Raw genomic sequence first — 25,596 nt, forward strand, 5'->3', positions numbered from 1 at the left:
GGGCGTGCCCGTTTTTCCGGTTGCGACGACCTGTCTCGCATTCATTTTAAGGATTTTTCCAAGTGGGGTTTAGGAGAGCTGAAGCTTCCCCCGCTCCCCTGCCAAGCGAGCAAAGAAAACACGCGCGCTCGTCCACGCTTGCGCCTAAATCTTGTTCAGCATTGCAAGGTGCAGCGGGGCGTGGAAGCGGTTCGGGAATTGGCGGGCGAAGTTTTGCCACCGTGGTCTGCGACTGACAGACAAGCTATAATATCGGCGTGGCGGCGGTGGTGTCAGACCAATACGGACTCGTCTCCGGTTTCCGGCGGCGCAACCAGCCCGCCATCGTGATCAGACCGGAAAATGCCAACTTCCGCCGATCCTGGGCTGGACCGCTGTGCAAAGTCGGCCGGGCCCCGGGCGCGGCTGGATGAAAGTTTGGTGGCGGGTCATGGGGAGCACCGGTAAATATAACGCTCGACATGGCTGCTCGGGCAGTCAGCAACCCGACAATCGGCGTCAATCTGTATCTTCCTGAAAATCATGGATGCTGAACTGGATACGGGCGACGTATTCGCTTTCGGAGATGTCGAATTCGATACGCCCCTGCAGCTGATTGACAAAAGCCGCAATCAGCTTGTCGCCGAGCCCCCAGCTTTTATCCGTTTTCTGCTGTTCCGAGGAGGGATGGTAGGAATTGCGCGTTTCGAATAATACCTCTCCGTGGGCCGTCCGGCCAAGCCGGATATGCAGCCACGTCCGCCCTGACGGATCGGGACCCAGGTATTTGAAGGCATTGGTCAGCAACTCTGACACGGCGAGGCAAAGCGGTACGGCCTGGTCTGGGACAAGAGTTGTTTCTTCAAAGGACTGGCGCACTTCGACATTCAACTCGCTCGGCAGCATGCTGGAGACCATGCGCTCTGAAATGCTGCCGATAAGTTCATCCAGCCGTATATGTCCATGGGTCGAGGTTTCATAAAGATGCTGATGTACGGTAGCGATGCTCATGACGCGGCGCCGGATATCGCTCAGCACGTTGCGCGCCTCGTCCGAGGTTGCCTTGCGCAACTTCATATTCAGAATAGAGACGATCAGTTGCAGGTTGTTCTTGACCCGATGGTGCACTTCTTTCAGCAGGATTGTCTTCTCGTGAACCGCATCTTCCAGCAATGCCTCGTCATGCAACACGCTTTCGGCAAGCAGTGACCATGTCTGACTCATTTCGCGGATTTCCTGGGCCAGCGTCTCTTCGTTTTCCATCGGCACGTTGCGGCGTGACCGTTTGAAAGACAGCATACGCGCTCTGAGGTTGCGGGTGGGCCGAATAACCATGCGTTCCAACGCGAAAAAGGCAACGAACAGACAAGCAAGCCACATCATCACGGGAAACAGCATCGGTGTCAGAAAGTTCAAGACGTTCATCCCGAAAACCTGACTTTGATACTCCCAACTGCCGAGCGCATAAACCGCATCGGGAACGATGGGCACCACGGCAAAAACCCGCTTCTGGCCGTCGTTTGTCACCCCTGTAAAGGATAATTCGCGGTTGCGTGAAAAACCCTTGAGGTAAACCGTGCGGGGAAGCCGGTTCGAAATGTCTTCCAGCCCGGAATCGGCGCTTATAACCTGCCCGTCGGCGTTAAAGGTAATCAGTTCCAGTGGCCGCTGCTCGTCGGCATGGACATGCGTATTTTTAAGCTCCCTGTGTGGCAAAGAGATTGCGACATAACCGTCAAAGGCGCCGTCTTTGAAAACCGGTGCCGAAATCACAATGACTGATGTATTGCTGACCGGCGCATCCATGTTGACGCTGACCCGTTGTCGCGGGTTTTTGCGCATGTCCCGAAAACCGTCGGTTTCGGATATATCAACCGGTTTGGGGCTGGACGAACATGAGATCAGGCCGTCGGCCGGGATGTAACCCGCAAAAGAAAACACTTCGGTGGTTTCAAGAAAGGCCTGAAACCTCTGGCTGCATTGCGTTGGGTCCTTTCCCAGAACGGAAATCACCGAGGCGATCGCGTTGGCGGCCCCGATCGCCGTTTGCACATAGCCAGCCTGGGTGCTGGCGGCATTATAGGTTAGCGCCAGAAGGTTCGCTTCGGCCTTCCTGTCGGCCTCTCTTGCAAGGGCAAAGGTTTGCAAGACAGATACCAACCCGATCGGCAACAGCGCCACCGCCAGAAGCACCACCATGCGAAAGGCCAGCCCACCCCGCATTCGCTTCAGACGCGCGATCACCCACCGACCCTTTTGCCGACGATGCCGGACGACACGACCGTCTGGGTCGCGGCGTCGGTCAGTTCCAGTGCGTCGTCTTCCTTCAGACCCAGCAAAGCAACCAGTTGCGCCCGGGCGCGATTGACGCGGCTTTTGATGGTTCCGATCCTGACCCCGCACATATCAGCGGCTTCCTCATAAGAGAACCCCGATGCGCCGACCAGAACCAGGGCTTCGCGCTGTTCGTCGCTAAGCTTGGCGAAGGCCTGCATAAAGTCGCGTAAGGCCAAGCGGCCATCGTGGTCGGGCTTGCTGACCAGCATTGCGGCGAGCGCACCGTCAGTATCCTGGACTTCGCGGCGTACCTTGCGGCGGTCTGAATAATAGGTATTGCGCAGGATCGTGAACAGCCATGCCCGCATGTTCGTGCCGGCCGTGAATTTATCAATATTTTTCCATGCTTTGATGATCGTGTCCTGCACAAGATCGTCTGCCGCCGAAGGGTTGCGCGACAGGTTCATCGCGAAGGCGCGAAGTGCGGGCAGGTGTTCTACTATTTCATCGCGGGGATCGGTGCCGGTCAATTTCCGTCACCTTTTTTCTGGTCCTGCTCGCGCAATGCACGCAGGAGTTCATGAAATTTGTCTGGTACCCCGTCGTCAGCCAAGGATTGATATACCTTGCGCAGGTTGTCATCTATCATCTGTTCTGCCGAAGTCTTTGCCGCTTTTTTGCTCATCCCGAATTTCTCATATTTTGGCGCCCGCACATTTCTTCTGGAACCAAACGCATTGATCGGCGTTTGGTTCCATAGAATACAGAATATTATACAAGGACAGTTGGGATGACCGAAAAAACTCAGGGCGAATACTTGTCTGTGACAGTGGCAGGGCTTTTGCCTTTTCTGCGGCGATACGCGCGCGCGCTTACCGGCAACCAGCGCACGGGCGATATGTATGCCGCTGCGACGCTTGAGGCGTTGTTAAGCGATCGATCCGTCTTTGACATGCAGCTTGACCCGAAAGCAGCCTTGTTTCGGGCCTTTCATGCGATCTGGTCCAGCGCCGGGGCACCTGTCGCGGAAGCGGATTCAGAGATTTTCAAACGCGCGCAAAAACATCTTGCCCGCCTGACCGCCAATTCACGCGAAGCGCTTTTGCTGCACAGCGTTGAGGAATTCAGCATCGACGACATCGCTGCGATCATGGATCTGGACAGGTCAGAGGTCGAACACCTGATCGGCGCGGCCCGCCGCGAGATGGAAGACAGCATCATCGGCCGCATCATGATTGTCGAGGACGAGGCGATCATCGCCATGGATCTGCAGGACATTGTCAGCGATATGGGGCATGCGATCACCGGGGTCGCCCGCACCCATGACGCCGCTGTAAGGCTTGCAGCGAAGGAACGCCCCGATCTGATCCTCTCTGACATTCAACTGGCGGATGGGTCTTCTGGGATCGACGCGGTCAACGATATTCTGTCCGCGGCCAAAGATATTCCGGTGATCTTCATCACCGCTTTCCCTGAACGCCTGTTGACGGGCGAACGCCCGGAACCCGCGTTTGTTATCACCAAACCCTATTCCGAAGATCAGGTGCGTTCGGCGGTCAGCCAGGCAATGTTCTTCTCCAGCACCGAAACACTGAACGCCTGAATGGAAATCAGCCCCCGGTCAGATGCTGACCGGGGGCTGATTTGACGGCTGTTTCGCTTGGTATCAGGCTGCGGTGGCCCGCAGCATCCATGCCGCTTTTTCATGAAAGGCCGATCGCGCCGTCGCCATGTCCGCCGTGACAGGATCATCGTGATCTTCTGCCATCTTGATAAGGCTGTGCAGGGATTTCGCCAGATTTTCGTGATCCGAAGCCAGATCCTTGACCATCTCCTGGGCGGATAGCTTGTCTACGGTCTTGCCGATCTCGGAGCCGGCTGTCAGCGCAGCGACAGAGGTCGGGGCCAGCGCGCCGAGGGCGCGAATGCGTTCGGCCAGTTCATCGGTCGCGGTAAACAGGTTTTGATACTGTTCCTCGGTCAGATGATGGATCGAATAGAAATGCGGACCTTCCACGTTCCAGTGGTAAACGTGGGTTTTGATCATCAGGCGATATGTGTCAGACAGAGCGTCCGCTAGGGCTTTCGCAACTGCGTCAGCCTGTTTCACGCCAGTCTCGATCACATCCGTTTTCGCGCGTGTTTTGGTGCTGGTTGCCATGAAATCATCCTTTTGTTGAGCCGGATCATACCGGGGTCGGTGATGTTTGGTTGTGGGGTGATTATCGTGAATATTGCATCTCCGGCGCGGGGCCGCGCCGGAGATAAATCGCCGGTTATACCGGCGGTTTGCCCTGAAGGGCGCGCGCAATCATGGCGACTGCGAACAGGATCAGGAAAATCACAAAGATAATCTGCGCGATCCCGGCGGATGCGGAAGCGATCCCGCCAAAACCGAAAACCCCAGCGATCAGTGCGATGACAAAAAAAGTGAGGGCCCAACCTAGCATGGTCTGTCTCCTTTGCTGATAAGTTTGGCTGCCTTAGATGCAGTATGATTTTACAACGTTGGCGGAACGGGTTCGGTTCCGCACTGTGGCCACAGATGCGGGAAAAGGCGGCGGTGGAACCGGACAGCGCCGGCGGCGTTGATAGGGGCGACTCAACAGAAACGTCCAAGAAAAGGATCAAGCAACATGTCACAGTCCGCCTCTACGGCCAAACCGGCCGCACCATCCATCACCGATCTGAAAGCCGAACTGGAAACCTTGCGCGGGGATATGAAATCGCTGGGTGCAATCATGTCCGACATGGCCAGCTATCAAAAACAGTCGCTCGCGGATGCAACGAAAGAAAAAATCGGCGAGCTGCGCAGCAAAGGCGAAGAGGGCGTGGCCGAAGCTCAGAAAATAGCGGGGGGTGCGTTCCGGGCCGCAGAAACTTCGGTGCGGGAAAACCCAGCCGCTGCGCTGGGAATAGCGTCGGGTCTTGGGTTTCTGATCGGGCTACTTGTGGCGCGGCGGTGATGCAATGACAGTGTTGCATGGGGCCGCCCGTCAGGCCGAACGCGGATTGAAAACTGCCGCCCTGTTTGCGCTGGGCGGTATACTGACCCTGATCGGTATGGGTTTTCTGACAGTTGCGGGATGGATCAGTCTGGCAACTGCCTATGATCGGACCACAGCCGCACTCGTTCTGGGGTTTGTTTATTTCGGCCCCGGTATTTTGGTGATTGCAGCGACACGTCAGCGTACCAATCCGGTGCGCAACGACCCGCCATACCCCGACCCCGGAAACACATCTGAAATCGCGTCATTGTTGCAAGCCTTTATCGGCGGAGTGGATCAAGGCATTCGGACCCGTAAATCCGAACGAAAATGATCGCTGTCGAGCAGCATTTTCGACAGTGCCAAAGGAAACCGGCTTGGGGCGTGCAGGCCGGTTTCCCAGCGTTGGAGCATGACAAAAGGCAGCCCTGTTCGCCATTTCAAAACGAGCCCAGAAATTATCCGGTTGCAGGCGGCCTGTCGCCCGCGGTTCCAAAGTGACGTTCGCCCCCCTTATTGCAGTAAATGCTATCAAAGCAGCAGCATCAAACCGCGACAGGTCCAGCCTGGCTGACTTAAAGAAGGCTCAGGACGAGCCATCCGCTTAGCTCCGCGATCTGCTGCGCCGCCCCCAGAACATCGCCTGTCTGTCCGCCCAGGTGTCGCCAGGCGATCAGCGCGATCCCGGCACTGCCGATCAGCACCGCGGCGAGGGTGGGAAGCCAAGCCCCGGCGGGAAGCAATGTCACCGCCGCCAGCCCGAGCAAGGCGGCCACAACGACCCGGGGCAGGTCCAGTTCGCTGACCCGCTGCCCGAGCCCCTCCGGGCGCGCCGATGGCAACACCATTGACCAGAGCGGCAGAATTGCTCGACTTGCCGTGGCCAGTGCAATCAGGGCAGGTACGACCAGCGCAGGTGTGGCCAATTCGGCCATCGCGGCGGTGCGCAGGCCAACGCAGATCAGCAGAGCCAGCACTCCATAGGTTCCGATCCGGCTGTCGCGCATGATTTCGAGTTTGTTTGCCCTGTCGCACCCGCCGCCGCAGCCATCGGCCAAGTCGGCCAAGCCGTCTTCGTGCATCCCGCCGGTGGCCAGCACGCCCGCCGCCAATGCCAGAAGGCTGGCAATCAGGGGCGAGAGACCCAATCCGGTCGCGCCGGCATAAACCACGGCGGCGATGCCACCCACCAGTATTCCCGCCAGGGGCCAGGCCCAGGCCGAGGCCGCCATGGTGGGGGCGCGCCCCCCGATCCGCCCGGCCGGCACCCGCGTCAGCAGCATGACTGCGATCTGGACCTCGGACAGGCGCATGCGCAGGTTCATGCCTCTGACACTCCGGCTTCGCCGAAGGTGGCCATGCCGTTGTGACAGTCCAACGCGGCGCGCAGGATGCCAAGCGCCAGCGCCGCGCCCGAGCCTTCGCCCAGACGCATGTCAAAGGACAGGACCGGTTCTTTCTTCATGGCTTCCAGTAGCAGGCGGTGGCCCGGTTCCGCGCTGACGTGACCGACCAGGCAATGATCCAGCAACGCGGGATCCGCGCCGTGCAGCGGCGCGACGGCGGCGGTGCAGATGAATCCATCCAGGATCACTGGAATTCGGGCCGCGCGGGCGGCCAGGACCGCCCCGCAAATCGCCGCCTGTTCACGCCCGCCAAGGGCCGCAAGCAGCGCTGGTGCATTCCCCTTAAGCCCCGCATGCAAGGCCAGCCCGCGTTCGATCGCGGTGATCTTGCGTGTCTGCCCTTCGGCGTCCGCGCCGGTGCCGGGCCCGACCCAACGCGCGGCCTCGCCCCCAAAGATCGCGGCGGCCAGTGCCGCGGCGATCGTGGAATTGCCGATCCCCATCTCGCCCAGGATTAGGACGTCGGCGTCCGGGTCCACCGCTTCGGCGCCGCGCTTCAGGGCGATCAGCGTCTCGGCCTCGGTCATTGCGGGGCCTTGGGTGAAGTCGGCGGTGGGCCGGTCAAGCTCCAGCGCCACCACCGACAGATCGGCGCCGTTCGCCCGGCAAAGCTGGTTGATCGCCGCGCCGCCGGCTTCGAAATTCGCCACCATCTGTGCGGTCACGTCCTGCGGATAAGGGTTCACCCCTTGGGCACAGATCCCGTGATTTCCCGCAAAGACCAGGGCTTGCGCCTTGCCGATCACCGGGCGGTCGGTGCTGTGCCATTCGGCCATGAATTCGGCCAGCGCCTCAAGCCGACCCAGCGAGCCGGGGGGTTTTGTCAGCGCATTCTGGCGCGCACGCGCGGCCGCGCCGGCCTGTGTGTCAGTTTGCGGCAGGCGGGCCGCAAGGGTGGCCAGATCGGCCAGCGCCGATAGTTCAAAAGGGGTGTTCGTCATTCGGTTTCACCTTCAGGGGCAGGCCGCAGACGGCCATATAAACCTCGTCCGCAGCCGCGGCGACAATCTGGTTCATCAGACCCGAGGCATCGCGATAGGCGCGCGCCAGGGCGGTTTCGGGCACGATCCCTGCACCCACTTCGTTGCTGACGATCACCACCGGATCGCGCTGTTGGGGCAGCGCGGCGGCCAGGGCTTTTGCGGCGACCTGCCAGTCGTGCCCGCCCAGCATCAGATTGCTGAGCCACAGCGTCAGACAATCCACCAGCCGCACCCCCTGACCGTCGGTTTCCTGAAGCGTTTTCAATACCTTGATTGGGGCGCAAACGGTTTGCCATTCCGCCCCGCGCCGGGCCTGATGCAGGGCCACGCGGTCGGCCATTTCGGTGTCGCCGACCTCGGCCGTTGCGATATAGGTGGCCTGCGTGCCAAGCGACAGGGCCAGCCGCTCGGCCAGGGCGCTCTTGCCCGAACGGGCGCCTCCGGTGATCAATATCGTCTTGCTCATGGAGCGCAGAGAAAGCAGATAAGGGCGGCCTGCGAAAGGGGCAATCGGGCGATGCAGATGGCGCAAGCGACAGAATTGACGATGATCCGGCATGCGCCGGTTGTGCCCGATGGCCGTGTCTACGGGCGCCGCGACCGGCCCGCCGATTGCAGTGACACGGCGGCCTTCGAAGCGCTTCGTCTGCGTCTTCCCGCGCCCGCCCGTATCGTTCACAGCCCGGCACTGCGTTGCGTGCAGACGGTTGCCACCCTTTGGCCCGGACAGGCCGCGAGTCCATGCCCGGCCTTGTGGGAGCAAGACCTTGGCGCGTGGGAGGGGATTGCCTATGCCGAGATGCCCGATCTTGGCCTGCTGTCGCGAGAGGAACTTGCCGTGCATTGCCCGCCGGATGGCGAGAGTTTTGCCGATCTTTGCGCCCGTGCCGGACACGCGCTAAGTGATCTGGCGCAGGGTGGCCCGACCACAATTGTCGCCCATGCCGGTACGATTCGCGCGGCGCTGTCGCTGGCGTTGGGGACGGTTCCCGGCGCCTTGGCCTTTGAGATCGCGCCGCTGTCGGTGACCCGTATCGCCTGTCTGCCCGGCGGCAATTTCGTTATTCGAGGAGTCAACGAATGCCACGCGCCGGCCCGCTGACAACCACGGTCTCTACCCATTTCGGTGCGGTGCTGCATACGGCAGGGCAGTGCCAGATTGTACGGCTCAGAACCGGGAACGCGGGATGAGCGGGCCCCTCGCGATGCTGATTGCACTGGGGCTGGATGCGCTGATCGGCTGGCCCGACGGGCTTTTCACGCGCATCGGCCATCCGGTGACATGGCTGGGCCGTTTGATCGCCGCGATGGACCGGCGGCTGAACCGGGGAACGGCCCCAGATTGGCAGCGATTGCTGGCGGGAGCCGGAACAACCGTTTTTGTGGTCGCCATGGCCTATGGCGCGGCACGGGGTCTGTGTGCCCTTTTGCCGGCTGGATGGGGTGGCGCCGTTCTGGTGGGGTTTCTGGCCTGGCCACTGGTGGCGGCGCGCGCGATGTATGCCCATGTCGCGGCGGTGGCACGCCCTTTGCAGGCCGGCGATCTGCCCGGCGCGCGGCGTGCCGTGTCGATGATCGTGGGCCGCGACCCGGAGCGTCTGGACCAGGCTGGGATCGCCCGCGCCGCTTTGGAAAGTCTGGCCGAGAACACCAGCGATGGCATCGTGGCGCCGCTCTTTTGGGGTGTGTTGCTGGGGCTGCCCGGAATCGCGGCCTATAAGGCGATCAACACGCTGGATTCCATGATCGGCCATCGCAATGCCCGCCATGAACATTTCGGAAAGACGGCCGCGCGCCTTGACGATTTGGTCAATCTGATTCCGGCGCGATTGACCGGGCTGCTGTTTGCGCTTGTCGCACGGCACCCATTTGCGGCGCTGGCCTGTATGATCCGCGACGCGCGCCATCATCGCTCGCCCAATGCCGGCTGGCCCGAGGCAGCCCTGGCCGGTGCGCTGAAGCTGCGCCTGTCGGGCCCGCGCACCTATGGCGATCAGGTTATGCAGGAACCCTGGGTCAATGGCACGGCGTCCGATCCCGCCCCGGATGACCTGCGTCGCGGGTTGTGGCTTTATCTGCGGGCAATGGTTGCGCTGGCCCTGTGCCTCGGGCTGTTGGCGCTTCTCTGACGGAAGCGGTTCATGCGCGAGCACGGTGGCAATATCGACGGCGCCACCGCCCGGCGCAACCTTTCGACCCGCGCGAACGGGTCCTGTCCTAGCGGGCCAGCGCCAGCAGCCCGGTCACATCCAGATGCCGTTCCATATGGTCGGCCAATGCGTCGAGTGTCTGCTCGATCACCGCACCGTAGCTTTGCCCGCTTGTGGTGACGCCAAAGCCAGCCAGAAAGGCGCGGCGGAATTCGTCCTCGGCAAACATGCCGTGCAGATAGCTGCCCATGATCCGCCCATCGGACGAGAGCGCCCCCTCGGGTACGCCATCGACATGGGCGAACGGTCGGGCGCGATCCGGACCCTCGCTGCGACCGATGTGGATCTCGTAACCCTGCAGTGACGCACCGGTGGCTGCATGGGTTGCGCGGACCCGGGTCAGCCGCTTGTCGGGGGTCATCTCGGTTGCGATCCTCAGCAGGCCCAAGCCGGCTGTCTCGCCCGCCGCGCCTTCGATCCCCGACGGATCGCGGATGATCTCTCCCAATATCTGATAGCCACCGCAGATGCCCAGAACATGGCCCCCCCGGCGGACGTGGGCGGCAAGATCCACATCCCAGCCCTGCGTCCGCAGAAAGGCCAGATCGCCGCGCGTGGACTTCGTGCCAGGCAGGATCACCAGATCGGCATCGCCCGGAATTGCCTCGCCCGGCCCGACCAGGGTCAGATCGACCTCGGGTTCCTGCGCCAGCGGATCGAGGTCATCGAAATTGGCGATCCGCGACAGTGCCAGACAGACCACGCGCAGACCCCGCCCGCGCGCCCGGCGCGGCAGGTCCAGCGCATCTTCGGCGGGCAGTTTGACCGCGTCGGGAAAGAATGGAAGCACCCCGAATCCGGGCCAGCCGGTGCGCGCCGCGATCAGCGCATAGCCATCGTCAAACAACGAGACATCGCCCCGGAACTTATTGATCAGAAATCCCGCGATCATGGCGTTGTCACCGGGGTCCAGAACCGCCTGGGTGCCGATGATCTGCGCGATCACCCCACCACGGTCGATATCTCCGGCCAGAACCACGGGCACATCCGCCGCACGGGCAAACCCCATATTGGCAATATCGCCCGCCCGCAGGTTAACCTCGGCCGGGCTGCCCGCACCTTCGACGATCATCAGATCGTTGTCCGCGCGCAGCCGCTGGAAACTCTCCAGAACCCGTGCCAGCAGTTGTGGCTTCAACGAGCAGTAATCACGCGCCCGCGTTGTGGTCAAAAGCCGTCCCTGCACGATCACCTGCGCGCCCACATCGGTTTCGGGCTTCAGTAGAACAGGGTTCATGTCGCTCACCGGCTCCAGCCCGCTGGCCCGCGCCTGCAAGGCCTGCGCCCGCCCGATCTCGCCGCCGTCGGCGGTCACGGCGGCATTGTTCGACATGTTCTGCGGCTTGAACGGCGCCACCCGCAGCCCGCGCCGCCGCGCCGCCCGGCACAACCCGGCCACCAGCAACGACTTGCCGACGTTCGATCCCGCCCCCTGGATCATCAACGCGGTCATTCCGCCCCCCCGCCTTGTTCCCGACGCAACCCGCAGGAGCCTCCGGCGGAGGTATTTTTCGCCAAGATGAAATGGGCAAGTGTGCCGCACCGCGTCCCGAGCCGCCTGAGCAGGCGGGACGCGGTGCTTCCTTCACCTTGGGCGGTCATCGGGACCTCTCCCTGTACCGCATGTCCAGTATGCAGACCCATCCTTAACAAAATCTTTCCCTCATCTTGGTCCAAATACCTCGGGGGGAGCGGCCATCGGCCGCGGGGGGCGGCGCCCCCTTGGCCCGGATCAGAACTCGACGCCCGGCTGCGCCTTGATCCCGGACCGGAACGGGTGCTTGACCAGGGTCATCTCGGTCACCAGATCGGCGATCCCGATCAGCTCTTCCTTGGCGTTGCGCCCGGTCAGAACCACATGGGTCATCGGCGGTTTTTCGGTTTCCAGAAACGCCACGACTTCGGCGATGTCCAGATAGTCATAGCGCAGGGCGATGTTGATCTCGTCCAGCAGGACCATCCTGATCCCGGGATCGCGGATCAGGTCCTTGGCCTTTTCCCACCCTTTGCGGGCCATCGCGATGTCACGCGCCTTGTCCTGGGTTTCCCAGGTGAACCCCTCGCCCATGGCGTGGAACTGACACAGATCGGAAAACCGGCCTTCGATCAACCGCCGCTCACCGGTATCCCAGGCGCCTTTGATGAACTGCACCACGGCGCAGGGCATCTCATGCGCGATACAGCGCAGAATCATCCCGAAGCCGGACGAAGATTTTCCCTTGCCGGGTCCGGTGTGGACGATGATCACCCCCTTTTCGCCGTCCTTCTTTTCCATCATCCGGTCGCGGGCGGCTTTTTTCTTAGCCATTTTAACCGCATGGCGGGCTTCGTCGCTGGGCGGGGTGTCGGTCATGGCACGTTTCCTTCGCTTGACAAGGCAAGTGGTTTTGCCGCAGAGGGGTCCTCGTTGGTTCCTGTCCCAGGACAGGCGAAGAGGGAATGCGATAAGCTCCGTGACCGTCCCCGGTCAAGGGCCGAAGCGCAGCCGCCCCCGCGACCGTGACCGGAGAGGTCGCCCGACCACTGGCCCTGCATGGGCCGGGAAGGTGGGCAGACCGCCGGGGCCCCAGGCCCCGACATCCGCAAGCCGGGAGACCTGCCAACACGACGTATTGCAACGGGCGAACGGGGTGTGTCGCGGCCGGCTTCGGAAGATGCCTGTGCTGTGGCGTTCTCTGTTGGCCCGATCCCCCCTGCAGCCGAACCACAGGGACGGGCTGCATGGCCGAAGTAGTACTTACCGTTTGCACCACATGCCGCCGGGTGGCCGGCGGGGACCCCGGCACCGAAGAGCCGCGCCCAGGCGCCCGGTTGCTCGATGCCCTCGCCACCCATGGCTTGCCCGAGGGGGTCTCCCTGCGCCCGGTCGAATGCCTGTCGGCCTGTTCGCGGGGCTGTGCGATCGTGCTCAGCGGCGGGGCGCGGCGCTGGAGCTATGTGTATGGCGATCTCGATCCCGAACAGCACCTCGGTGACATCCTGGCCGGCATCGCGGCCTATTCGGCGACCGATGACGGCCTCGTGCCCTGGCGCGCGCGCCCCGAGGTGTTTCGCAAGCAATCCATCGCCCGCATCCCCCCGCAGGAGTAAGCCTCATGTCCAATCTGTCGAAAATTCCCGTCACCGTGATTACCGGTTTTCTGGGGGCGGGCAAGACCACGCTTATCCGCCACCTGATGGCCAATCCGCAGGGCAAACGGCTGGCGGTTCTTGTCAACGAATTCGGCACTGCCGGGGTGGATGGCGATATCCTGAAATCCTGCGCGGACCAATCCTGCCCGGCCGAAAACATCGTCGAACTGGCCAATGGCTGTATCTGCTGCACCGTGGCCGATGATTTCATCCCGACCCTGGAGGCGCTGATGGCGCTGCCCGAGACGCCCGACCATATTTTGATCGAAACCTCGGGGCTGGCACTGCCGAAACCGCTGCTCAAGGCCTTCGACTGGCCGGCGATCCGTTCGCGCATCACCGTGGACGGGGTGATCGCCCTGGCCGATGCCGAGGCCGTGGCCAAGGGCCAGTTCGCCCCGGACCCGACCGCCGTTCAGGCCCAACGCGCGGCGGACGAGTCCCTCGATCACGACACCCCCCTGTCGGAGGTGTTCGAGGACCAGATCGCCTGCGCCGACATCGTGCTGTTGTCCAAGGCCGATCTGGCAGGGGAGGACGGCGTCGCCAGGGCCCGCGGCATGATCGCAGCCGAGGCGCATCGCCCGCGGCCGATCCTGCCGGTGATCGAAGGCGTGATCGACCCGCTTGTGCTGTTGGGGCTGAACGCGGCCGCCGAGGATGATCTGGCGGCCCGTCCCAGCCATCATGACGCTGATGACGATCACGAACACGATGATTTCGAAAGCCTGGTGATCACGCTGGCCGAGATTGCCGATCCGGCGGCGCTGATGGCGGCCATCGAACGGCTGGCGAATGAGCAGAATATCCTGCGTGTGAAGGGCTATGTCGCGGTGGCGGACAAACCGATGCGACTGTTGGTTCAAGCCGTGGGGGCGCGGGTGCGCGCGCAATATGATCGGCCCTGGGGCGAGGCGCCCCGCCTGTCGCAACTGGTGGTGATCGCCGAGCATGATCACATCGACGAGGCCGCCATCCGCTCCGTGCTTGGGGGCTGATCCGGCATGCATGTCGTCTTTCGCGAAAGTCATGGGCTAGGGGAAACCGATATCCCGCAGGATCTGGGGCAGGCGCCCTCTGATCTTGTGGTGTTGTCGTTTTCCGACAGCGACCTTGGCGCCTTCGCGGCAGGCTGGCACCGGGCAGGGGGCGTATTGCCGACCCTGCGGCTGGCCAATCTCGCGGCGTTGAAACACCCGCTGTCGGTCGATGTCTATGCCGAGCAGACCCTTGCGGGCGCCAAGGGCGTTCTGGTGCGGCTGATCGGCGGGGAAAGCTATTGGTCCTACGGGCTGGCCACGCTGCAGGATCTGGCCCGCAGGCGGGGCATTGCGCTGGCCGTCCTGCCCGCCGACGGGCATCCCGATGCGCGGCTGGCCGCGCTGTCGACCCTGCCGGTCAGCACGCTGCGCCGCTTGCAGGTGCTCTGCGATCAGGGGGGCGCCGTTGCGGCGCAGGCCGCACTGGCGCAGATGGCGCTGGCGGCGGGGCTTTACGCGGGGCCGGTGGCCGGGGCCAAGACAGTCCCCGAGGTCGGGTTCTATCGGCCCGGCATCGGCGTGGCCCCCGAGCCGGTTCCCGGTGCGCGACCAATCGCATTGATTACCTTCTATCGGTCGTACCTGACCTCTGCCGATACCGGCCCGGTCGATGCGTTGATCGACGCGCTTCAGACGCGCGGTTTCGATGCGGTTGGGGTCTTTGCCCCCAGCCTCAAACCCGCCGCCTTTGCCGATTGGCTGCGCCAGCGGATCGTCAGGCTGCGGCCCGCCACCATCGTCAATGCCACCGCGTTTTCCGCGCAGGGCGCAAACGGGGCACCGTCGCCGTTCGATGCGGCTGGCTGCCCGGTTTTTCAGGTCGCGCTTTCCACCGCGCAGCGCAAGGATTGGGCGCGGGCAGAGCGCGGGCTGTCGCCCGCCGATCTGGCGATGCATGTGGTCCTGCCTGAGGTGGACGGGCGCATTCTCGCCGGCGTCGCCAGTTTCAAATCCCCCGCGTGCCGTGACCCCGATCTGCAATATACCCGCGTCACGCATTGCGCCGATGCGGGGCGTGTGGCGGCCATCGCCGATCGGGTCGCCGCCTGGCATCGTTTGCAGGCCCTTGATCCGGCGGACAAGCGGCTCACACTGGTCCTGTCGACCTATCCCGGCAAAGGGCATCAACTGGCCCATGCGGTGGGGCTCGATGCTCTGGCCTCCTGCGAGACAATTCTGCAGAGCCTGGCGCGGAACGGCTATGATGTCGCGCCGCAAACCGGGCTTGGCACAGCGCTGAGCACACAGACGATAAGCTGGCCGGTGGCCGCCTATGAACGGGCCCTCGGCGCTCTTTCGCAAAAGCTGCGCGACGCGCTGCGGGACACCTGGGGGGCGCCCGGCGACGATCCTCTGGTGCAGGATGGGGCGCTGCGTTTCGCGGCCCTGCGCGCGGGCAAGGCGCTGATCGCCCTGCAACCCGAACGCGGCGATGTCACCGGCCGCCGCGACGACTATCACGACCTCAGCCGCACCCCGCGCCATTCCTATGTCGCCTTTTACCTCTGGCTGCGCGCACAGAGCGATGCGCTGATTCATATTGGCGCGCATGGCACGCTGGAATGGCTGCCGGGCAAGGCCGTGGCGCTGTCGGACGAGTGCTGGCCCGAGGCGTTGATCGGCCCTCTGCCGGTGATCTATCCTTTTATCGTCAATGACCCGGGCGAGGCGGCACAGGCCAAGCGCCGGATCGGCGCGGTGACCCTTGGCCATTTGCCACCGCCCCTGGCGCAGACCACGCTGCCCAAGGGGCTGACCCGGCTGGAACATCTGCTGGATGAATATGCCACCGCCGATGGCTTGGACCCCGCGCGCCGCGACCGGCTGATCGCCGATATTCGCGCCGAGGCGCAGGGTCGGGGCGTCGAGGCCGATCTGGGCATTCCGGTCGGGGCGTCGGCGGCCGAGGCAATCACCCGCATCGACCGTTTCGTCTGTGACATCAAGGAAAGCCAGTTCTCCGAAGGCTTGCATGTTTTCGGCACCGGCGCCTGTGGTGACGCCGAACGCGCAGGCTTGATGGCGGCGCTGTCGGGGCGGTTCGTGGCGGCCGGACCCTCGGGTTCGCCTTTTCGCGGCCGATCGGACGTTCTGCCCACGGGCCGCAACCTGTTCACCACAGATCCGCGCGCCGTGCCGTCGTGTGCGGCCCATGCCCAGGGCGTGAAACTGGCCGAGGAACTGCTGCGCCGCCACCTGCAGGATCATGGCGACTGGCCGCGCGGGCTGGTGATTGATCTGTGGGGGTCGGCCACCATGCGCACGGCGGGCGAGGAATTCGCCATGGCCCTGCATCTGGCCGGGCTGGCGCCGACATGGGACGAAGGCTCGGACCGCGTGTCGGGGTTCGAGGTGGTGCCGCTGACCCTGCTGAACCGGCCCCGCATCGACGTGACCTTGCGGGTCTCCGGCCTGTTTCGCGATGTCTTTCCGGGTCTTGCCCAGATGTTCGAGGCCGCCGCCATAGCCTTGGCCGAGCGGGAGGAAGCCAGGGCCGACAACCCCTATCGCGACCGCACCCCGCGCGTGTTCGGCCCCGAGCCGGGCCAATACGGGCTGAACATGACCCGGTATCTAGGCGACTATTCCGACGCCGCCCGGCAGGCGGCGGGGGAGGCCTGGCTGGCCGCTTCGTCGCATGCGATCGATGCACAAGGCCGGATTGCTCCGGCCCGCGAAGCGCTGGAGGCGCGCCTGAACGACGCTGACAGTTTCGTGCATTTGCAGGATCTGCCGGAAACGGACCTTTTGGTGGCCTCGGACTATGCCGCACATGAGGCTGGTTTTGCCGCCGCCATGGCGCGGCTGGGGGCCGGGGCCCCCGCGCTTTATCATCTCGATGCCACCCGGCCCGACGCCCCGCGCGCCCGCGGCCTGGCCGAGGAGATCGCCCGCACGGTCCGCGCCCGCGCCGCCAACCCCGACTGGGCCAACGGTATGATGTCCCACGGTTTTCGCGGCGCGGCGGAAATCGCGGCGACGCTCGATCATATGGCCGCTTTCGCACATCTGGCGGGCGTTGTCCCTCCGCATCTCTTTGACCTTTATTTCGAGGCCACGCTGGGGCGCGACGATCTGGTGGCCTTCATGCAGGCGGCCAACCCGGAGGCTTTGGACGCCCTGCGCGATCAATTCTCCGCTCTGCGCGCAGCCGGGCTTTGGACCAGCTTGCGCAATTCGATCACCGCCGACATGGAGGATCACGGATGAGCGATCCCCTGATCCGCGGATGGTGTCCCGGGGCATTGCGCCCGATGGCCTCAGGTGACGGGCTTGTCGTTCGGGTGCGCCCGCCCATGGGACGGCTCCGTTCAGCACAGGCCCATGGTCTCGGGGCCGTGGCGCAGGCATATGGACGCGGTGTGATCGAGATGACGACCCGTGCCAACCTGCAAATCCGGGGCGTGGCCGAGACCGCTTTGCCCGCTCTTTGGTCCGATTTGCGCGCGCTGGACCTGCTGGATGACAGGGCCGAGGCCGAGGCCCGCCGCAACATCGTGCTGAACCCGTTCCGCTTCAGGGCCGGCGATGATCGGGCGCGTGATCACGAGGCCATCGCCCAAGGGTTGGCGCGCGGCCTCGCCAGCCCGGTCATGCCCGCCTTGCCGGGCAAATTCGGCTTCGTCGTCGATGTGGATATGCGGCTTCGCCATCTTGCGGCTGTCAGCGGCGACATTCGCATCGAAGGTGCCGCAGGCCATCTGATCGTGCGTACCGATGGGGCCGCGATGGGCCGCAAGGTTGCGGATGAGGGCGAGGCTGTCGCGCTGGCGCTGAAACTCGCCCGCTGGTTCGCGGAGTCTGGCGGGATCGGCGCGGACGGGCGCGGACGGATGCGGCACCATCTGGCGAACGGGGCGCGGCTGCCGCAGGATCTTTCCGGTGACCTGCTGCCCAATTCTCCCGCCTCTCCGGCGCATCCCGGCGCTTATGCGTGCGGCGTTTGCGTCGGGGCGGGCTTTGGTCAATTGCCCGCGCACCGGCTGGGTTGGCTGGCCGATCGCGCGCCGGCGGGCGTGTTTGTCACGCCCTTTCGCATGCTCTACCTGCCGCATCCCGTCGATATTACGCAGATCGAGGTGGCCGAGGAACTCGTCACTGCACCCGGCGATCCGCAGATGCGGGTCTTTGCCTGCACCGGCGCGCCGGGATGCCCCCAGGCGCTGTCTGCAACCCGCGAGCTGGCCAGGGTGCTGGCGCGGCATGTGCCGACGGGCAGGGTGCTGCATGTTTCGGGCTGCGGCAAGGGCTGTGCCCATTCTGGCCCTGCAGACATCACGCTGACCGCCACGGCGCCTGACTGCTTCGACCTGATCCGCGATGGCCGGGCCAGCGATGGCCCAGGCGGTTGCGGCCTGACTGCGGCGCAACTGACCCAGACCCCCGACCTGCTGACCGAAAGTCCCTGAATGCCCCACAGCTATGAAACCGACGGCACCAAAATCTACGCCGAAAGCTTTGCCACCATTCGCGCCGAGGCCGATCTGGCGCGGTTCGCTGCCGAGGAGGAACCGGTGGTGGTACGGATGATCCATGCCGCCGGTCTGGTGGGGCTGGAACGCGACGTGCGGTTTTCGCCCGGCATGGCCGGGACAGCCCGCGAGGCACTGGCCGAGGGCGCCCCGATCCTGTGTGATGCGCGCATGGTCTCCGAAGGGATCACCCGGTCGCGCCTGCCCGCCGAAAACAGGGTCATCTGCACCCTGCAGGACCCACGCGTTCCCGAAATGGCGCGCGAGATGGGCAACACCCGGTCGGCCGCCGCGCTGGAACTGTGGCGCCCGCATCTGGAGGGCGCGCTGGTGGCCATCGGCAACGCGCCCACGGCGCTGTTTCACCTGCTGAACATGCTGGAGGATCCCGCCTGCCCACGCCCGGCGGCGATCATCGGCTGCCCGGTGGGTTTCGTCGGCGCCGCAGAATCCAAGGATGCGCTGATGCTGGCCCCGCCTGTGCCCGCGCTGATCGTCAAGGGCCGGCTGGGCGGCTCGGCCATCACCGTGGCCGTTGTCAACGCTTTGGCCAGTCGGAAGGAATGACCATGGGCAGGGTGATCTGCGTCGGGCTTGGCCCCGGCGACCCCGAACTGATGAGCGTCCGCGCCGACCGGCTGATCCGCACCGCGCGCGATGTGGCCTATTTCCGCAAAGCCGGACGTCCCGGTCAGGCGCGTCAGATTGTCGAGGGGATGCTTGATCCCGAGGTCATCGAACATGCCATGGAATATCCGGTGACGACCGAAATTCCGCTCGCCGATCCCGAATATAACCGCCTTTTGGCGGCGTTCTATGACGACTGGACCACACGGCTGGCCACCATGACCGGCGACCGCGACGTGGTGGTTCTGTGCGAGGGGGATCCGTTCTTTTACGGCTCCTTCATGCATCTGCACAGCCGCCTGCAAGGCCGCACCCGGATCGAGATCGTGCCCGCCATCACCGGCATGTCGGGCTGCTGGACGGCCACCGGGCAGCCGATCACCTGGGGCGACGACGTGCTGACCGTGCTGATGGCCACACTGCCCGAAGACGATCTGGCCCGCCGCGCCGCCGACACCGACGCGCTGGTGGTGATGAAGATCGGGCGCAATCTGGCGAAACTGAAACGGGCTCTGACGCGGGCAGGGCGGCTGAAGGACGCCTGGCTGGTAGAGCGCGGCACCATGCCGGAGCAGAAGATCAGCCGTCTGGCCGACGCGATCGCCCCGGTTCCCTATTTCACCATCGCCGTGGTCCATGGCAACGGGCGGCGGCCATGAGCGGCTGGATCGCGGTGGCCGGGCTGGGGCCGGGCGACGATGCGTTGATCACGCCGCAGGTGCAGGCCGCGCTGGAACGTGCCACCGATATCGTGGGCTATTTCCCCTATGTCGCCCGCATCCTCCCGCGCGAGGGGCTGACCCTGCACGGATCGGACAACCGGGCCGAGCTGGATCGCGCCGCCCATGCCTTGCGGATGGCCGCCGGCGGCCGCCGGGTGGTGATCGTCTCCTCGGGTGATCCCGGGGTCTTCGCCATGGCCTCGGCGCTGTTCGAGGCTGTCGAAAACGGGCCGCCCGCGTGGCTTGATCTGGATATCCGCATCCTGCCCGGCATCACCGCCATGCTGGCCGCCGCCGCCCGGCTTGGCGCACCGCTGGGCCATGATTTCTGCGCCATCAACCTGAGCGACAACCTCAAGCCCTGGGCGGTGATCGAGCATCGCCTGCGCATGGCCGCGCGGGGCGATTTCGCGATGGCGTTCTACAATCCACGCTCGGCATCCCGTCCGCATCAGTTCGGGCAGGCGCTGGACATCCTGCGCGCGGAATGCGGCGGCGCGCGGCTGATTGCCTTTGCCCGCGACGTTTGCAAACCCGATGAGCAGCTGCTGACCACCACGCTGGCCGAGGCCACAGCAGAGATGGCCGACATGCGCACCGTGGTGATCCTCGGCAACGCGCAAACCCGGCGGCTGGGCCGTTTTATCTATACCCCGAGGTCCGTGGAATGACCGAGCCAACCCAGAACCCCGGCCACCTGAGAAAACACCATCCGCGCGGGCACCGGCGGGCGGTCAATCAGGATCACCGGCAACCCCAGCATGCGCGCGGCGCCCAGCTTGGCGCGCGCGCCGCTGCCGCCCGCATTCTTGGCGACAATCGCCTCGATCCCGTGGCGCGCCATCAAGGCGCGATCTTCATGGGCTGTGAAAGGACCCCGCGCGATCACCACCGTGTTGCGCGGCAGGGGGACAGGCGTCTCGGGCGGATCGACCAGCCGCAACAGATAGAAATGCTCGGGGCGTTCAGAGAAGGCCGCCAGATGCTGCCGCCCGATGGAAAGAAAGACGCGCGCGGGGTGGCGGGGCAAGGCCCGCGCGGCGGCGGGGATATCGGGCACGCTTGTCCAGCGGTCGCCAGACCCCGCCTGCCATGGCGCCCGCTCCAGGGCACAAAGGGCCACGCCGGTTTGGGCGCAGGCCACCACCGCATGGGTGCTCATCTGCGCGGCAAACGGGTGGGTGGCATCAACGACATGGGTGATCGCATTTTCCCGCAAAAACCGCACCAGCCCCGCAACCCCGCCAAATCCACCCACCCGCGTGGGCAGCGGCTGGGGCATCGGGGCATGGGTGCGCCCGGCATAGGAAAACACCGCATCGGCACCGGCTTTGGCCAGGGCGCGGGCCAGCGCGCTGGCCTCGGTTGTGCCCCCAAGAACAAGGATGCGCGGCATGTCTGACCTTTGGCTCAGCATCATCGGTATCGGCGAAGATGGCCTGAACGGGCTATCCCCTGCAAGCCGCGCCGCGCTGGATGGGGCAGAAATCGTGTTCGGCGGGCCGCGGCATCTGGAACTGGCCGGGGCAGGGCCACGCGGGCGGCCCTGGCCGATGCCCTTTTCGGTTGCGCCGGTGCTGGCGTGTCGCGGGCGGAAGGTGGCGGTGCTGGCTTCGGGCGATCCGTTCTGGCACGGCGCGGGCGGATCATTGGCGGCGCATCTGGCGCCCGGGGAATGGCAGTGCTTTGCTGCGCCTTCGGCCTTCTCGCTGGCCGCTGCCCGGTTGGGCTGGCGGCTGGAAGAGGTCGTCTGCCTCGGCCTGCATGCCGCGCCGTTCGAACGGCTGGTGCCGGTGCTGACCCCCGGCGTGCAGGCGATCTGCCTGCTGCGCGACGGGGCGGCGGCGGGGGCGCTGGCAGCATGGTTGACGGACAAAGGCTTTGGCGCCTCGGAATTGCATGTCCTGGAGGCCCTCGGCGGGGTTCGCGAACGGGTCCGCAAGGGGCAGGCGGATGGCTTCGATCTGGTCGGGGTCGTGGCCCCGGTGGCGGTCGCCATCTCTTGTGCCGGCGGGTCCGGCCTGTCCCGGGCCAGCGGATTGCCGGATGCGCTGTTCGCCTCGGACGGGCAGATCACCAAACGCCCGGTGCGCGCGCTGACCCTGTCGGCCCTGGCACCGCGCCCCGGCGAGCTGCTGTGGGATATGGGCAGCGGCTCGGGATCGGTCGCTGTGGAATGGGCGCTGGCCGCGCCGCGTGCGCGCGCCATCGCGCTTGAGCCGCGCGCCGGGCGATGCGCCAACATCCGCGCCAATGCCGAGTGTTTTGGGGTGGCGCATCGGATCGAGGTGGTGGAAGGCCGCGCGCCCGATGCGCTGGCCGAACTGCCCGCGCCCGATGCGGTGTTCATCGGCGGCGGCGCTGATGGCGCCCTTTTCGACAGGCTTTGGGCCGATCTCCGCGCCGGAACCCGGATCGTCGCCAATTCCGTGACACTGGAAACCGAGGCCCTTCTGGCGGAGTTGCACGCGGACAAGGGCGGCCAGTTGCTGCGCTTTGAGCTGGCCGAGGCGGCGCCGCTGGGCCGCATGCGCGGCTGGGACCGCGCGCGCCCGATCGTTCAGTGGAGCGTGGTCAGATGAGAGTGGCCGGTATCGGATTTCGGGCAGGTGCCCCGGTGGCTGCGTTGCGCGAGGCCGTGGACCGCGCGGGCGGGCGGGCCGATGCGCTGGCCACCGCCGCCGACAAGGCAACTGCACCGGCCCTGGTGGCGTTGGCCGAGGCTCTTTGCCTGCCCGTTCTGTCGGTACTCCCCGCTCAACTCGCCCGCCAGACAACGCTCAGCCAATCGCCGCGCGTCAAGGCCCTTTGGGGCACCGGCAGCCTGGCCGAGGCCGCCGCGCTGGCGGCCGCCGGACCGGGGGCGCGCCTGATCGGGCCGCGTGTGCAATCCGCAGATGGCATGGCCACCGCCGCAATCGCAGAAGGAACAGACAGATGACCGTGCATTTCATTGGCGCCGGCCCCGGTGCCGCAGACCTGATCACCCTGCGCGGGCGCGACCTGATCGCCGCCTGTCCGGTCTGTCTCTACGCCGGTTCGCTGGTGCCCGAGGCACTGCTTGCGCATTGCCCGCCCGGCGCGCGGATCGTGAACACCGCGCCGCTGTCACTGGACGAGATCATCGCCGAGATCAAATCCGCACATGCCGCCGGGCGGGATGTGGCGCGGCTGCATTCGGGCGATCTGTCGGTCTGGTCGGCCATGGGCGAACAGCTGCGCCGGTTGCGCGCCGAAGGCATCCCCTTTGACATCACCCCCGGCGTCCCGGCTTTTGCCGCCGCCGCCGCCGCGCTGGAGGCCGAGTTGACCCTGCCGGGTGTGGCACAATCGCTGGTGCTGACCCGGACCTCGGGCCGCGCCAGCGCCATGCCTGCGGGGGAGGCGCTGGAAAACTTCGCGGCCACCGGCGCGACGCTGGCCATTCACCTGTCGGTGCATGTGCTGGACGATGTGGTGGCCCGGCTGATCCCGGCCTATGGCGGCGACTGCCCGGTGGCGGTGGTCTGGCGCGCCACCTGGCCCGACCAGCGGATCGTGCGCGCCACGCTTGCCACCGTCGCGGCGGCAACGGGGGGCGAACGCGGGCGCACCGCGCTGATCCTTGTCGGCCCGGCGCTGGACCCGCGGGAGTTCGGCGAAAGCTGTCTTTACGCGCGCGATTACGACCGCCGGTTCCGCCCCCAGGGCACCAGCCCCAGATTCCCGGAGGGCCGCGAATGAGCCTGCCCCCCGGCCTGCTGATCTCGGCCCCCGCGTCAGGCACGGGCAAGACGACGCTGATGCTGGGCCTGCTGCGCGCCTTTGCCGATCAGGGCGTGGCGGTGCAACCTTTCAAAAGCGGCCCCGATTATATCGACCCGGGTTTTCACCGGGCGGCCGCCGGGCGCAGTTCGGTCAACCTTGACAGTTGGGCGATGGGCGAGGGGCTGCTGGCGCATCTGCTGCAGGCGGCCGAGGGCGCCGAACTGGTTCTGGCCGAGGGCTCGATGGGTCTGTTCGACGGGGTCGCCTGCCCGGGCGAAAGCGGCATGGGCGCCAGCGCAGATATCGCCGCGCTGACCGGCTGGCCTGTGGTGCTCGTGCTCGACGTTTCGGGCCAGGCGCAATCGGCGGCGGCCGTGGCGCGCGGCTTTGCCGATCTGCGCGCCGATGTGCCGCTGGCGGGCGTGGTGCTGAACCGGGTGGCCAGCCCGCGGCACGAGGCGCTGGTGCGCGCCGGGATGCGCGACGCGGGGATCGCGGTGCTTGGTGCCCTGCCACGCCGGGCCAGTATCGAGATGCCCGAACGCCACCTTGGTCTTGTGCAGGCCCAGGAGCATCACGCGCTTGACCATATCCTGTCCGAGGCCGCCCGGTTTGTCGCCGGTCATATCGACCTGCCGCGTCTGCGCGCCGCCGCACGGTCGACCCGACCCCTGATTGCAACGCCGCCGCCGATCCGCCCGCCGGGGCAGCGGATCGCGCTGGCACGCGACGCCGCCTTTTCCTTCGTCTATCCGCATGTCCTGGACAGCTGGCGCAATGCGGGGGCCGAGGTCATTCCCTTCTCGCCCTTGGCCGATCAGGCGCCGGACCCGCAGGCCGATATCTGCTGGCTTCCCGGCGGCTATCCCGAATTGCACGCCGGCACCCTTGCCGCCGCCCGGAGGTTCCGCGCGGGTCTGTGTGCCTTTGCCGAAACCCGGCCGGTGCACGGTGAATGCGGTGGCTACATGGCGATGGGGGCCGGTTTGATCGACAAGGAGGGACAGCGCCATGAAATGGCCGGGCTGCTGGGGCTGGTGACATCGTACCAGAAACGCAAGATGCACCTGGGCTACCGGCTTGCCGAGCTTCGTGCGCCCTTGCCCGGCCATTCCGCGGGCGCCCGGTTGCGCGGGCATGAGTTTCACTATTCCACCATCCTCGACCAACCCGACGCCCCGCTGGCGCGGGTGTTCGACGCCAATGGTGCCGAAGTGCACGAGACCGGTTCGGGCAGGGGGCATGCCACCGGCACCTTCTTTCACATGATCGCGGAGGCGACATGAGCGGGTTCGTCAGCTTCGTCTCTTCCGGCCCCGGCGATCCTGAGCTTCTGACGCTCAAGGCCGTCGACCGCCTGCAAAACGCAGATGCCGTGCTTTATGACGATCTGTCGGCAGGCCCGATCCTGGAATATGCCCGCGAAGGCGCCGACCTTGTGGGCGTGGGCAAACGCGCGGGCCGCCCGTCGCCGCGGCAGGATCACGTCAGCCGATTGCTGGTCGACTATGCTGCAACCGGCACGCGCGTCGTGCGGCTGAAATCGGGGGATGCGGGGATATTCGGGCGGCTGGAAGAGGAGATTTGCGCCCTGCGTGCGGCGGGGATCGGCTATGAGGTCATTCCCGGCGTAACCTCGGCCAGTGCCGCCGCCGCTGCCGCGGCCATCCCCCTGACCCGGCGTGTCACCGCGCGGCGGTTGCAGTTCATCACCGGCCATGACGTCACCGGCGCCTTGCCGGACGAGATCAACACCGCCGCCCTGACCGATACCAACGCCATCACCGCCGTCTATATGGGCAGGCGTACCTTTGCCGCGCTGGCCGAGCGGCTGATCGCCGGGGGGCTGCCGCCGGACACCCCCGCCTTGCTGGCCGAAGGTATCTCGACCTCGGCGCAGACCCTCAGCCGCCACACGGTTGCGGGCCTTGCAGCGCATTTGCCCGGCCTGTGCGGGAATGCCCCGGCACTTATTTTGTATGGCCCGCTGGCAGAGGAGGATTGACCACAACCG

At 65.3% G+C, this 25,596-nt stretch carries 28 protein-coding genes and 1 riboswitch; of the genes, 17 read left to right on the forward strand and 11 right to left on the reverse strand.

Annotated elements, in window-relative coordinates:
- Positions 1 to 498 precede the first annotated feature (498 nt).
- Genes ACSR1C_RS04515 through ACSR1C_RS04525 form a run of 3 tightly spaced genes read right to left on the reverse strand, consistent with a single transcriptional unit; the run spans position 499 to position 2,941 of the window.
- Complete coding sequence (locus ACSR1C_RS04515) at positions 499 to 2,223, reverse strand: sensor histidine kinase (protein ID WP_460258148.1); 1,725 nt, start codon at positions 2,221 to 2,223, stop codon at positions 499 to 501.
- Entirely contained in the window at positions 2,220 to 2,786 is a 567-nt protein-coding gene (locus ACSR1C_RS04520) for an RNA polymerase sigma factor (protein WP_460258149.1), read from the reverse strand. The genes ACSR1C_RS04515 and ACSR1C_RS04520 overlap by 4 nt, the downstream gene beginning before the upstream one ends.
- The gene (locus ACSR1C_RS04525; RefSeq protein WP_460258150.1) at positions 2,783 to 2,941 is read right to left on the reverse strand and encodes a NepR family anti-sigma factor; all 159 of its coding nucleotides are present in this window, start codon (positions 2,939 to 2,941) and stop codon (positions 2,783 to 2,785) included. The genes ACSR1C_RS04520 and ACSR1C_RS04525 overlap by 4 nt, the downstream gene beginning before the upstream one ends.
- Positions 2,942 to 3,046: 105 nt before the next feature.
- On the opposite strand from ACSR1C_RS04525, the gene ACSR1C_RS04530 reads away from it, so the two are divergent.
- Complete coding sequence (locus tag ACSR1C_RS04530; RefSeq protein WP_460258151.1) at positions 3,047 to 3,859, forward strand: response regulator; 813 nt, start codon at positions 3,047 to 3,049, stop codon at positions 3,857 to 3,859.
- A gap of 63 nt (positions 3,860 to 3,922) precedes the next feature.
- On the opposite strand, the gene ACSR1C_RS04535 is transcribed toward ACSR1C_RS04530, so the two are convergent.
- Both ACSR1C_RS04535 and ACSR1C_RS04540 read right to left on the reverse strand, forming a co-directional pair.
- On the reverse strand, positions 3,923 to 4,417 hold the full coding sequence (locus ACSR1C_RS04535; RefSeq protein ID WP_460258152.1) for a Dps family protein: 495 nt from the start codon (positions 4,415 to 4,417) through the stop codon (positions 3,923 to 3,925).
- A 115-nt stretch (positions 4,418 to 4,532) separates the two neighbouring features.
- Complete coding sequence (locus tag ACSR1C_RS04540) at positions 4,533 to 4,706, reverse strand: DUF1328 domain-containing protein (protein WP_460258153.1); 174 nt, start codon at positions 4,704 to 4,706, stop codon at positions 4,533 to 4,535.
- A 186-nt stretch (positions 4,707 to 4,892) separates the two neighbouring features.
- On the opposite strand from ACSR1C_RS04540, the gene ACSR1C_RS04545 reads away from it, so the two are divergent.
- On the forward strand, positions 4,893 to 5,222 hold the full coding sequence (locus tag ACSR1C_RS04545; RefSeq protein ID WP_460258154.1) for an ElaB/YgaM/YqjD family protein: 330 nt from the start codon (positions 4,893 to 4,895) through the stop codon (positions 5,220 to 5,222).
- 4 nt (positions 5,223 to 5,226) lie between these two features.
- Positions 5,227 to 5,577, forward strand: a complete 351-nt coding sequence (locus tag ACSR1C_RS04550; protein WP_460258155.1) for a phage holin family protein — start codon at positions 5,227 to 5,229, stop codon at positions 5,575 to 5,577.
- Between the two features lie 241 nt (positions 5,578 to 5,818).
- Here ACSR1C_RS04550 and cobS read toward each other — a convergent pair whose 3' ends face one another.
- From cobS to cobU, 3 genes are read right to left on the reverse strand one after another with little or no spacing between them, the layout of a single operon-like run.
- Entirely contained in the window at positions 5,819 to 6,568 is a 750-nt protein-coding gene (gene cobS, locus ACSR1C_RS04555) for an adenosylcobinamide-GDP ribazoletransferase (protein WP_460258156.1), read from the reverse strand.
- Positions 6,565 to 7,590: a nicotinate-nucleotide--dimethylbenzimidazole phosphoribosyltransferase gene (gene cobT / locus ACSR1C_RS04560; protein WP_460258157.1), complete on the reverse strand. Its 1,026-nt coding sequence runs from the start codon at positions 7,588 to 7,590 to the stop codon at positions 6,565 to 6,567. Before cobT ends, cobS begins: the two co-directional genes overlap by 4 nt.
- Positions 7,571 to 8,098 (reverse strand): bifunctional adenosylcobinamide kinase/adenosylcobinamide-phosphate guanylyltransferase, encoded by a 528-nt coding sequence (cobU, locus tag ACSR1C_RS04565; RefSeq protein ID WP_460258158.1) that lies wholly within the window; start codon positions 8,096 to 8,098, stop codon positions 7,571 to 7,573. The genes cobT and cobU overlap by 20 nt, the downstream gene beginning before the upstream one ends.
- Before the next feature lie 57 nt (positions 8,099 to 8,155).
- Between cobU and ACSR1C_RS04570 the strand changes: the two genes are divergently transcribed.
- Together ACSR1C_RS04570 and cbiB are read left to right on the forward strand one after the other, a co-directional pair.
- A complete protein-coding gene (locus ACSR1C_RS04570) occupies positions 8,156 to 8,734 on the forward strand; it encodes a histidine phosphatase family protein (RefSeq protein ID WP_460258159.1) in 579 nt (192 codons plus the stop codon).
- An 85-nt stretch (positions 8,735 to 8,819) separates the two neighbouring features.
- Positions 8,820 to 9,761 (forward strand): adenosylcobinamide-phosphate synthase CbiB, encoded by a 942-nt coding sequence (cbiB, locus tag ACSR1C_RS04575; RefSeq protein ID WP_460258160.1) that lies wholly within the window; start codon positions 8,820 to 8,822, stop codon positions 9,759 to 9,761.
- A gap of 88 nt (positions 9,762 to 9,849) precedes the next feature.
- Here cbiB and ACSR1C_RS04580 read toward each other — a convergent pair whose 3' ends face one another.
- Both ACSR1C_RS04580 and cobO read right to left on the reverse strand, forming a co-directional pair.
- Entirely contained in the window at positions 9,850 to 11,295 is a 1,446-nt protein-coding gene (locus tag ACSR1C_RS04580) for a cobyric acid synthase (RefSeq protein WP_460258161.1), read from the reverse strand.
- A 279-nt stretch (positions 11,296 to 11,574) separates the two neighbouring features.
- Entirely contained in the window at positions 11,575 to 12,195 is a 621-nt protein-coding gene (cobO, locus tag ACSR1C_RS04585; protein ID WP_460258162.1) for a cob(I)yrinic acid a,c-diamide adenosyltransferase, read from the reverse strand.
- A gap of 40 nt (positions 12,196 to 12,235) precedes the next feature.
- A riboswitch (cobalamin riboswitch) is annotated at positions 12,236 to 12,460 on the forward strand.
- Positions 12,461 to 12,563: 103 nt separating this feature from the next.
- On the opposite strand from cobO, the gene ACSR1C_RS04590 reads away from it, so the two are divergent.
- The 7 genes from ACSR1C_RS04590 to cobJ are packed head-to-tail and all read left to right on the forward strand — an operon-like array spanning position 12,564 to position 20,506.
- Positions 12,564 to 12,932 (forward strand): DUF1636 family protein, encoded by a 369-nt coding sequence (locus ACSR1C_RS04590; protein ID WP_460258163.1) that lies wholly within the window; start codon positions 12,564 to 12,566, stop codon positions 12,930 to 12,932.
- A gap of 5 nt (positions 12,933 to 12,937) precedes the next feature.
- A complete protein-coding gene (gene cobW / locus ACSR1C_RS04595; protein WP_460258164.1) occupies positions 12,938 to 13,972 on the forward strand; it encodes a cobalamin biosynthesis protein CobW in 1,035 nt (344 codons plus the stop codon).
- Positions 13,973 to 13,978: 6 nt separating this feature from the next.
- Positions 13,979 to 17,224: a cobaltochelatase subunit CobN gene (gene cobN / locus ACSR1C_RS04600; protein WP_460258165.1), complete on the forward strand. Its 3,246-nt coding sequence runs from the start codon at positions 13,979 to 13,981 to the stop codon at positions 17,222 to 17,224.
- Entirely contained in the window at positions 17,221 to 18,423 is a 1,203-nt protein-coding gene (locus ACSR1C_RS04605; protein WP_460258166.1) for a precorrin-3B synthase, read from the forward strand. The genes cobN and ACSR1C_RS04605 overlap by 4 nt, the downstream gene beginning before the upstream one ends.
- Complete coding sequence (locus ACSR1C_RS04610) at positions 18,424 to 19,053, forward strand: precorrin-8X methylmutase (RefSeq protein ID WP_460258167.1); 630 nt, start codon at positions 18,424 to 18,426, stop codon at positions 19,051 to 19,053.
- Positions 19,054 to 19,055: 2 nt separating this feature from the next.
- Complete coding sequence (gene cobI, locus ACSR1C_RS04615; RefSeq protein ID WP_460258168.1) at positions 19,056 to 19,772, forward strand: precorrin-2 C(20)-methyltransferase; 717 nt, start codon at positions 19,056 to 19,058, stop codon at positions 19,770 to 19,772.
- Positions 19,769 to 20,506 carry a precorrin-3B C(17)-methyltransferase gene (gene cobJ / locus ACSR1C_RS04620; protein ID WP_460258169.1) on the forward strand — a complete coding sequence of 246 codons (738 nt, stop codon included), beginning with the start codon at positions 19,769 to 19,771 and terminating at the stop codon, positions 20,504 to 20,506. Before cobI ends, cobJ begins: the two co-directional genes overlap by 4 nt.
- Here the strand turns inward: cobJ and ACSR1C_RS04625 are convergent.
- Entirely contained in the window at positions 20,482 to 21,231 is a 750-nt protein-coding gene (locus tag ACSR1C_RS04625; protein ID WP_460258170.1) for a cobalt-precorrin-6A reductase, read from the reverse strand. The two genes, cobJ and ACSR1C_RS04625, sit on opposite strands and share 25 nt — an antisense overlap.
- Between ACSR1C_RS04625 and cbiE the strand changes: the two genes are divergently transcribed.
- The 5 genes from cbiE to cobA are packed head-to-tail and all read left to right on the forward strand — an operon-like array spanning position 21,230 to position 25,587.
- Entirely contained in the window at positions 21,230 to 22,417 is a 1,188-nt protein-coding gene (cbiE, locus tag ACSR1C_RS04630; protein WP_460258171.1) for a precorrin-6y C5,15-methyltransferase (decarboxylating) subunit CbiE, read from the forward strand. The genes ACSR1C_RS04625 and cbiE overlap by 2 nt on opposite strands.
- Entirely contained in the window at positions 22,414 to 22,776 is a 363-nt protein-coding gene (locus ACSR1C_RS04635; RefSeq protein WP_460258172.1) for a cobalamin biosynthesis protein, read from the forward strand. The genes cbiE and ACSR1C_RS04635 overlap by 4 nt, the downstream gene beginning before the upstream one ends.
- Positions 22,773 to 23,558 carry a precorrin-4 C(11)-methyltransferase gene (gene cobM, locus ACSR1C_RS04640; protein WP_460258173.1) on the forward strand — a complete coding sequence of 262 codons (786 nt, stop codon included), beginning with the start codon at positions 22,773 to 22,775 and terminating at the stop codon, positions 23,556 to 23,558. Before ACSR1C_RS04635 ends, cobM begins: the two co-directional genes overlap by 4 nt.
- Entirely contained in the window at positions 23,555 to 24,868 is a 1,314-nt protein-coding gene (locus tag ACSR1C_RS04645) for a cobyrinate a,c-diamide synthase (protein ID WP_460258174.1), read from the forward strand. The genes cobM and ACSR1C_RS04645 overlap by 4 nt, the downstream gene beginning before the upstream one ends.
- On the forward strand, positions 24,865 to 25,587 hold the full coding sequence (gene cobA / locus ACSR1C_RS04650; RefSeq protein ID WP_460258175.1) for a uroporphyrinogen-III C-methyltransferase: 723 nt from the start codon (positions 24,865 to 24,867) through the stop codon (positions 25,585 to 25,587). The genes ACSR1C_RS04645 and cobA overlap by 4 nt, the downstream gene beginning before the upstream one ends.
- The last annotated feature ends 9 nt before the right edge of the window (positions 25,588 to 25,596 follow it).

The sequence above is a fragment of the Actibacterium sp. D185-2 genome (assembly GCF_054954595.1).

Coding starts and splice junctions, on each gene's coding strand:
- ACSR1C_RS04525 (WP_460258150.1), bottom strand. CDS start 2,941: ATGAGCAAAAAAGCGGCAAAGACTTCGGCAGAACAGATGATAGATGAC.
- ACSR1C_RS04530 (WP_460258151.1), top strand. CDS start 3,047: ATGACCGAAAAAACTCAGGGCGAATACTTGTCTGTGACAGTGGCAGGG.
- ACSR1C_RS04535 (WP_460258152.1), bottom strand. CDS start 4,417: ATGGCAACCAGCACCAAAACACGCGCGAAAACGGATGTGATCGAGACT.
- ACSR1C_RS04540 (WP_460258153.1), bottom strand. CDS start 4,706: ATGCTAGGTTGGGCCCTCACTTTTTTTGTCATCGCACTGATCGCTGGG.
- ACSR1C_RS04545 (WP_460258154.1), top strand. CDS start 4,893: ATGTCACAGTCCGCCTCTACGGCCAAACCGGCCGCACCATCCATCACC.
- ACSR1C_RS04550 (WP_460258155.1), top strand. CDS start 5,227: ATGACAGTGTTGCATGGGGCCGCCCGTCAGGCCGAACGCGGATTGAAA.
- cobS (WP_460258156.1), bottom strand. CDS start 6,568: ATGAACCTGCGCATGCGCCTGTCCGAGGTCCAGATCGCAGTCATGCTG.
- cobT (WP_460258157.1), bottom strand. CDS start 7,590: ATGACGAACACCCCTTTTGAACTATCGGCGCTGGCCGATCTGGCCACC.
- cobU (WP_460258158.1), bottom strand. CDS start 8,098: ATGAGCAAGACGATATTGATCACCGGAGGCGCCCGTTCGGGCAAGAGC.
- ACSR1C_RS04570 (WP_460258159.1), top strand. CDS start 8,156: ATGGCGCAAGCGACAGAATTGACGATGATCCGGCATGCGCCGGTTGTG.
- cbiB (WP_460258160.1), top strand. CDS start 8,820: ATGAGCGGGCCCCTCGCGATGCTGATTGCACTGGGGCTGGATGCGCTG.
- ACSR1C_RS04580 (WP_460258161.1), bottom strand. CDS start 11,295: ATGACCGCGTTGATGATCCAGGGGGCGGGATCGAACGTCGGCAAGTCG.
- cobO (WP_460258162.1), bottom strand. CDS start 12,195: ATGACCGACACCCCGCCCAGCGACGAAGCCCGCCATGCGGTTAAAATG.
- ACSR1C_RS04590 (WP_460258163.1), top strand. CDS start 12,564: ATGGCCGAAGTAGTACTTACCGTTTGCACCACATGCCGCCGGGTGGCC.
- cobW (WP_460258164.1), top strand. CDS start 12,938: ATGTCCAATCTGTCGAAAATTCCCGTCACCGTGATTACCGGTTTTCTG.
- cobN (WP_460258165.1), top strand. CDS start 13,979: ATGCATGTCGTCTTTCGCGAAAGTCATGGGCTAGGGGAAACCGATATC.
- ACSR1C_RS04605 (WP_460258166.1), top strand. CDS start 17,221: ATGAGCGATCCCCTGATCCGCGGATGGTGTCCCGGGGCATTGCGCCCG.
- ACSR1C_RS04610 (WP_460258167.1), top strand. CDS start 18,424: ATGCCCCACAGCTATGAAACCGACGGCACCAAAATCTACGCCGAAAGC.
- cobI (WP_460258168.1), top strand. CDS start 19,056: ATGGGCAGGGTGATCTGCGTCGGGCTTGGCCCCGGCGACCCCGAACTG.
- cobJ (WP_460258169.1), top strand. CDS start 19,769: ATGAGCGGCTGGATCGCGGTGGCCGGGCTGGGGCCGGGCGACGATGCG.
- cbiE (WP_460258171.1), top strand. CDS start 21,230: ATGTCTGACCTTTGGCTCAGCATCATCGGTATCGGCGAAGATGGCCTG.
- ACSR1C_RS04625 (WP_460258170.1), bottom strand. CDS start 21,231: ATGCCGCGCATCCTTGTTCTTGGGGGCACAACCGAGGCCAGCGCGCTG.
- ACSR1C_RS04635 (WP_460258172.1), top strand. CDS start 22,414: ATGAGAGTGGCCGGTATCGGATTTCGGGCAGGTGCCCCGGTGGCTGCG.
- cobM (WP_460258173.1), top strand. CDS start 22,773: ATGACCGTGCATTTCATTGGCGCCGGCCCCGGTGCCGCAGACCTGATC.
- ACSR1C_RS04645 (WP_460258174.1), top strand. CDS start 23,555: ATGAGCCTGCCCCCCGGCCTGCTGATCTCGGCCCCCGCGTCAGGCACG.
- cobA (WP_460258175.1), top strand. CDS start 24,865: ATGAGCGGGTTCGTCAGCTTCGTCTCTTCCGGCCCCGGCGATCCTGAG.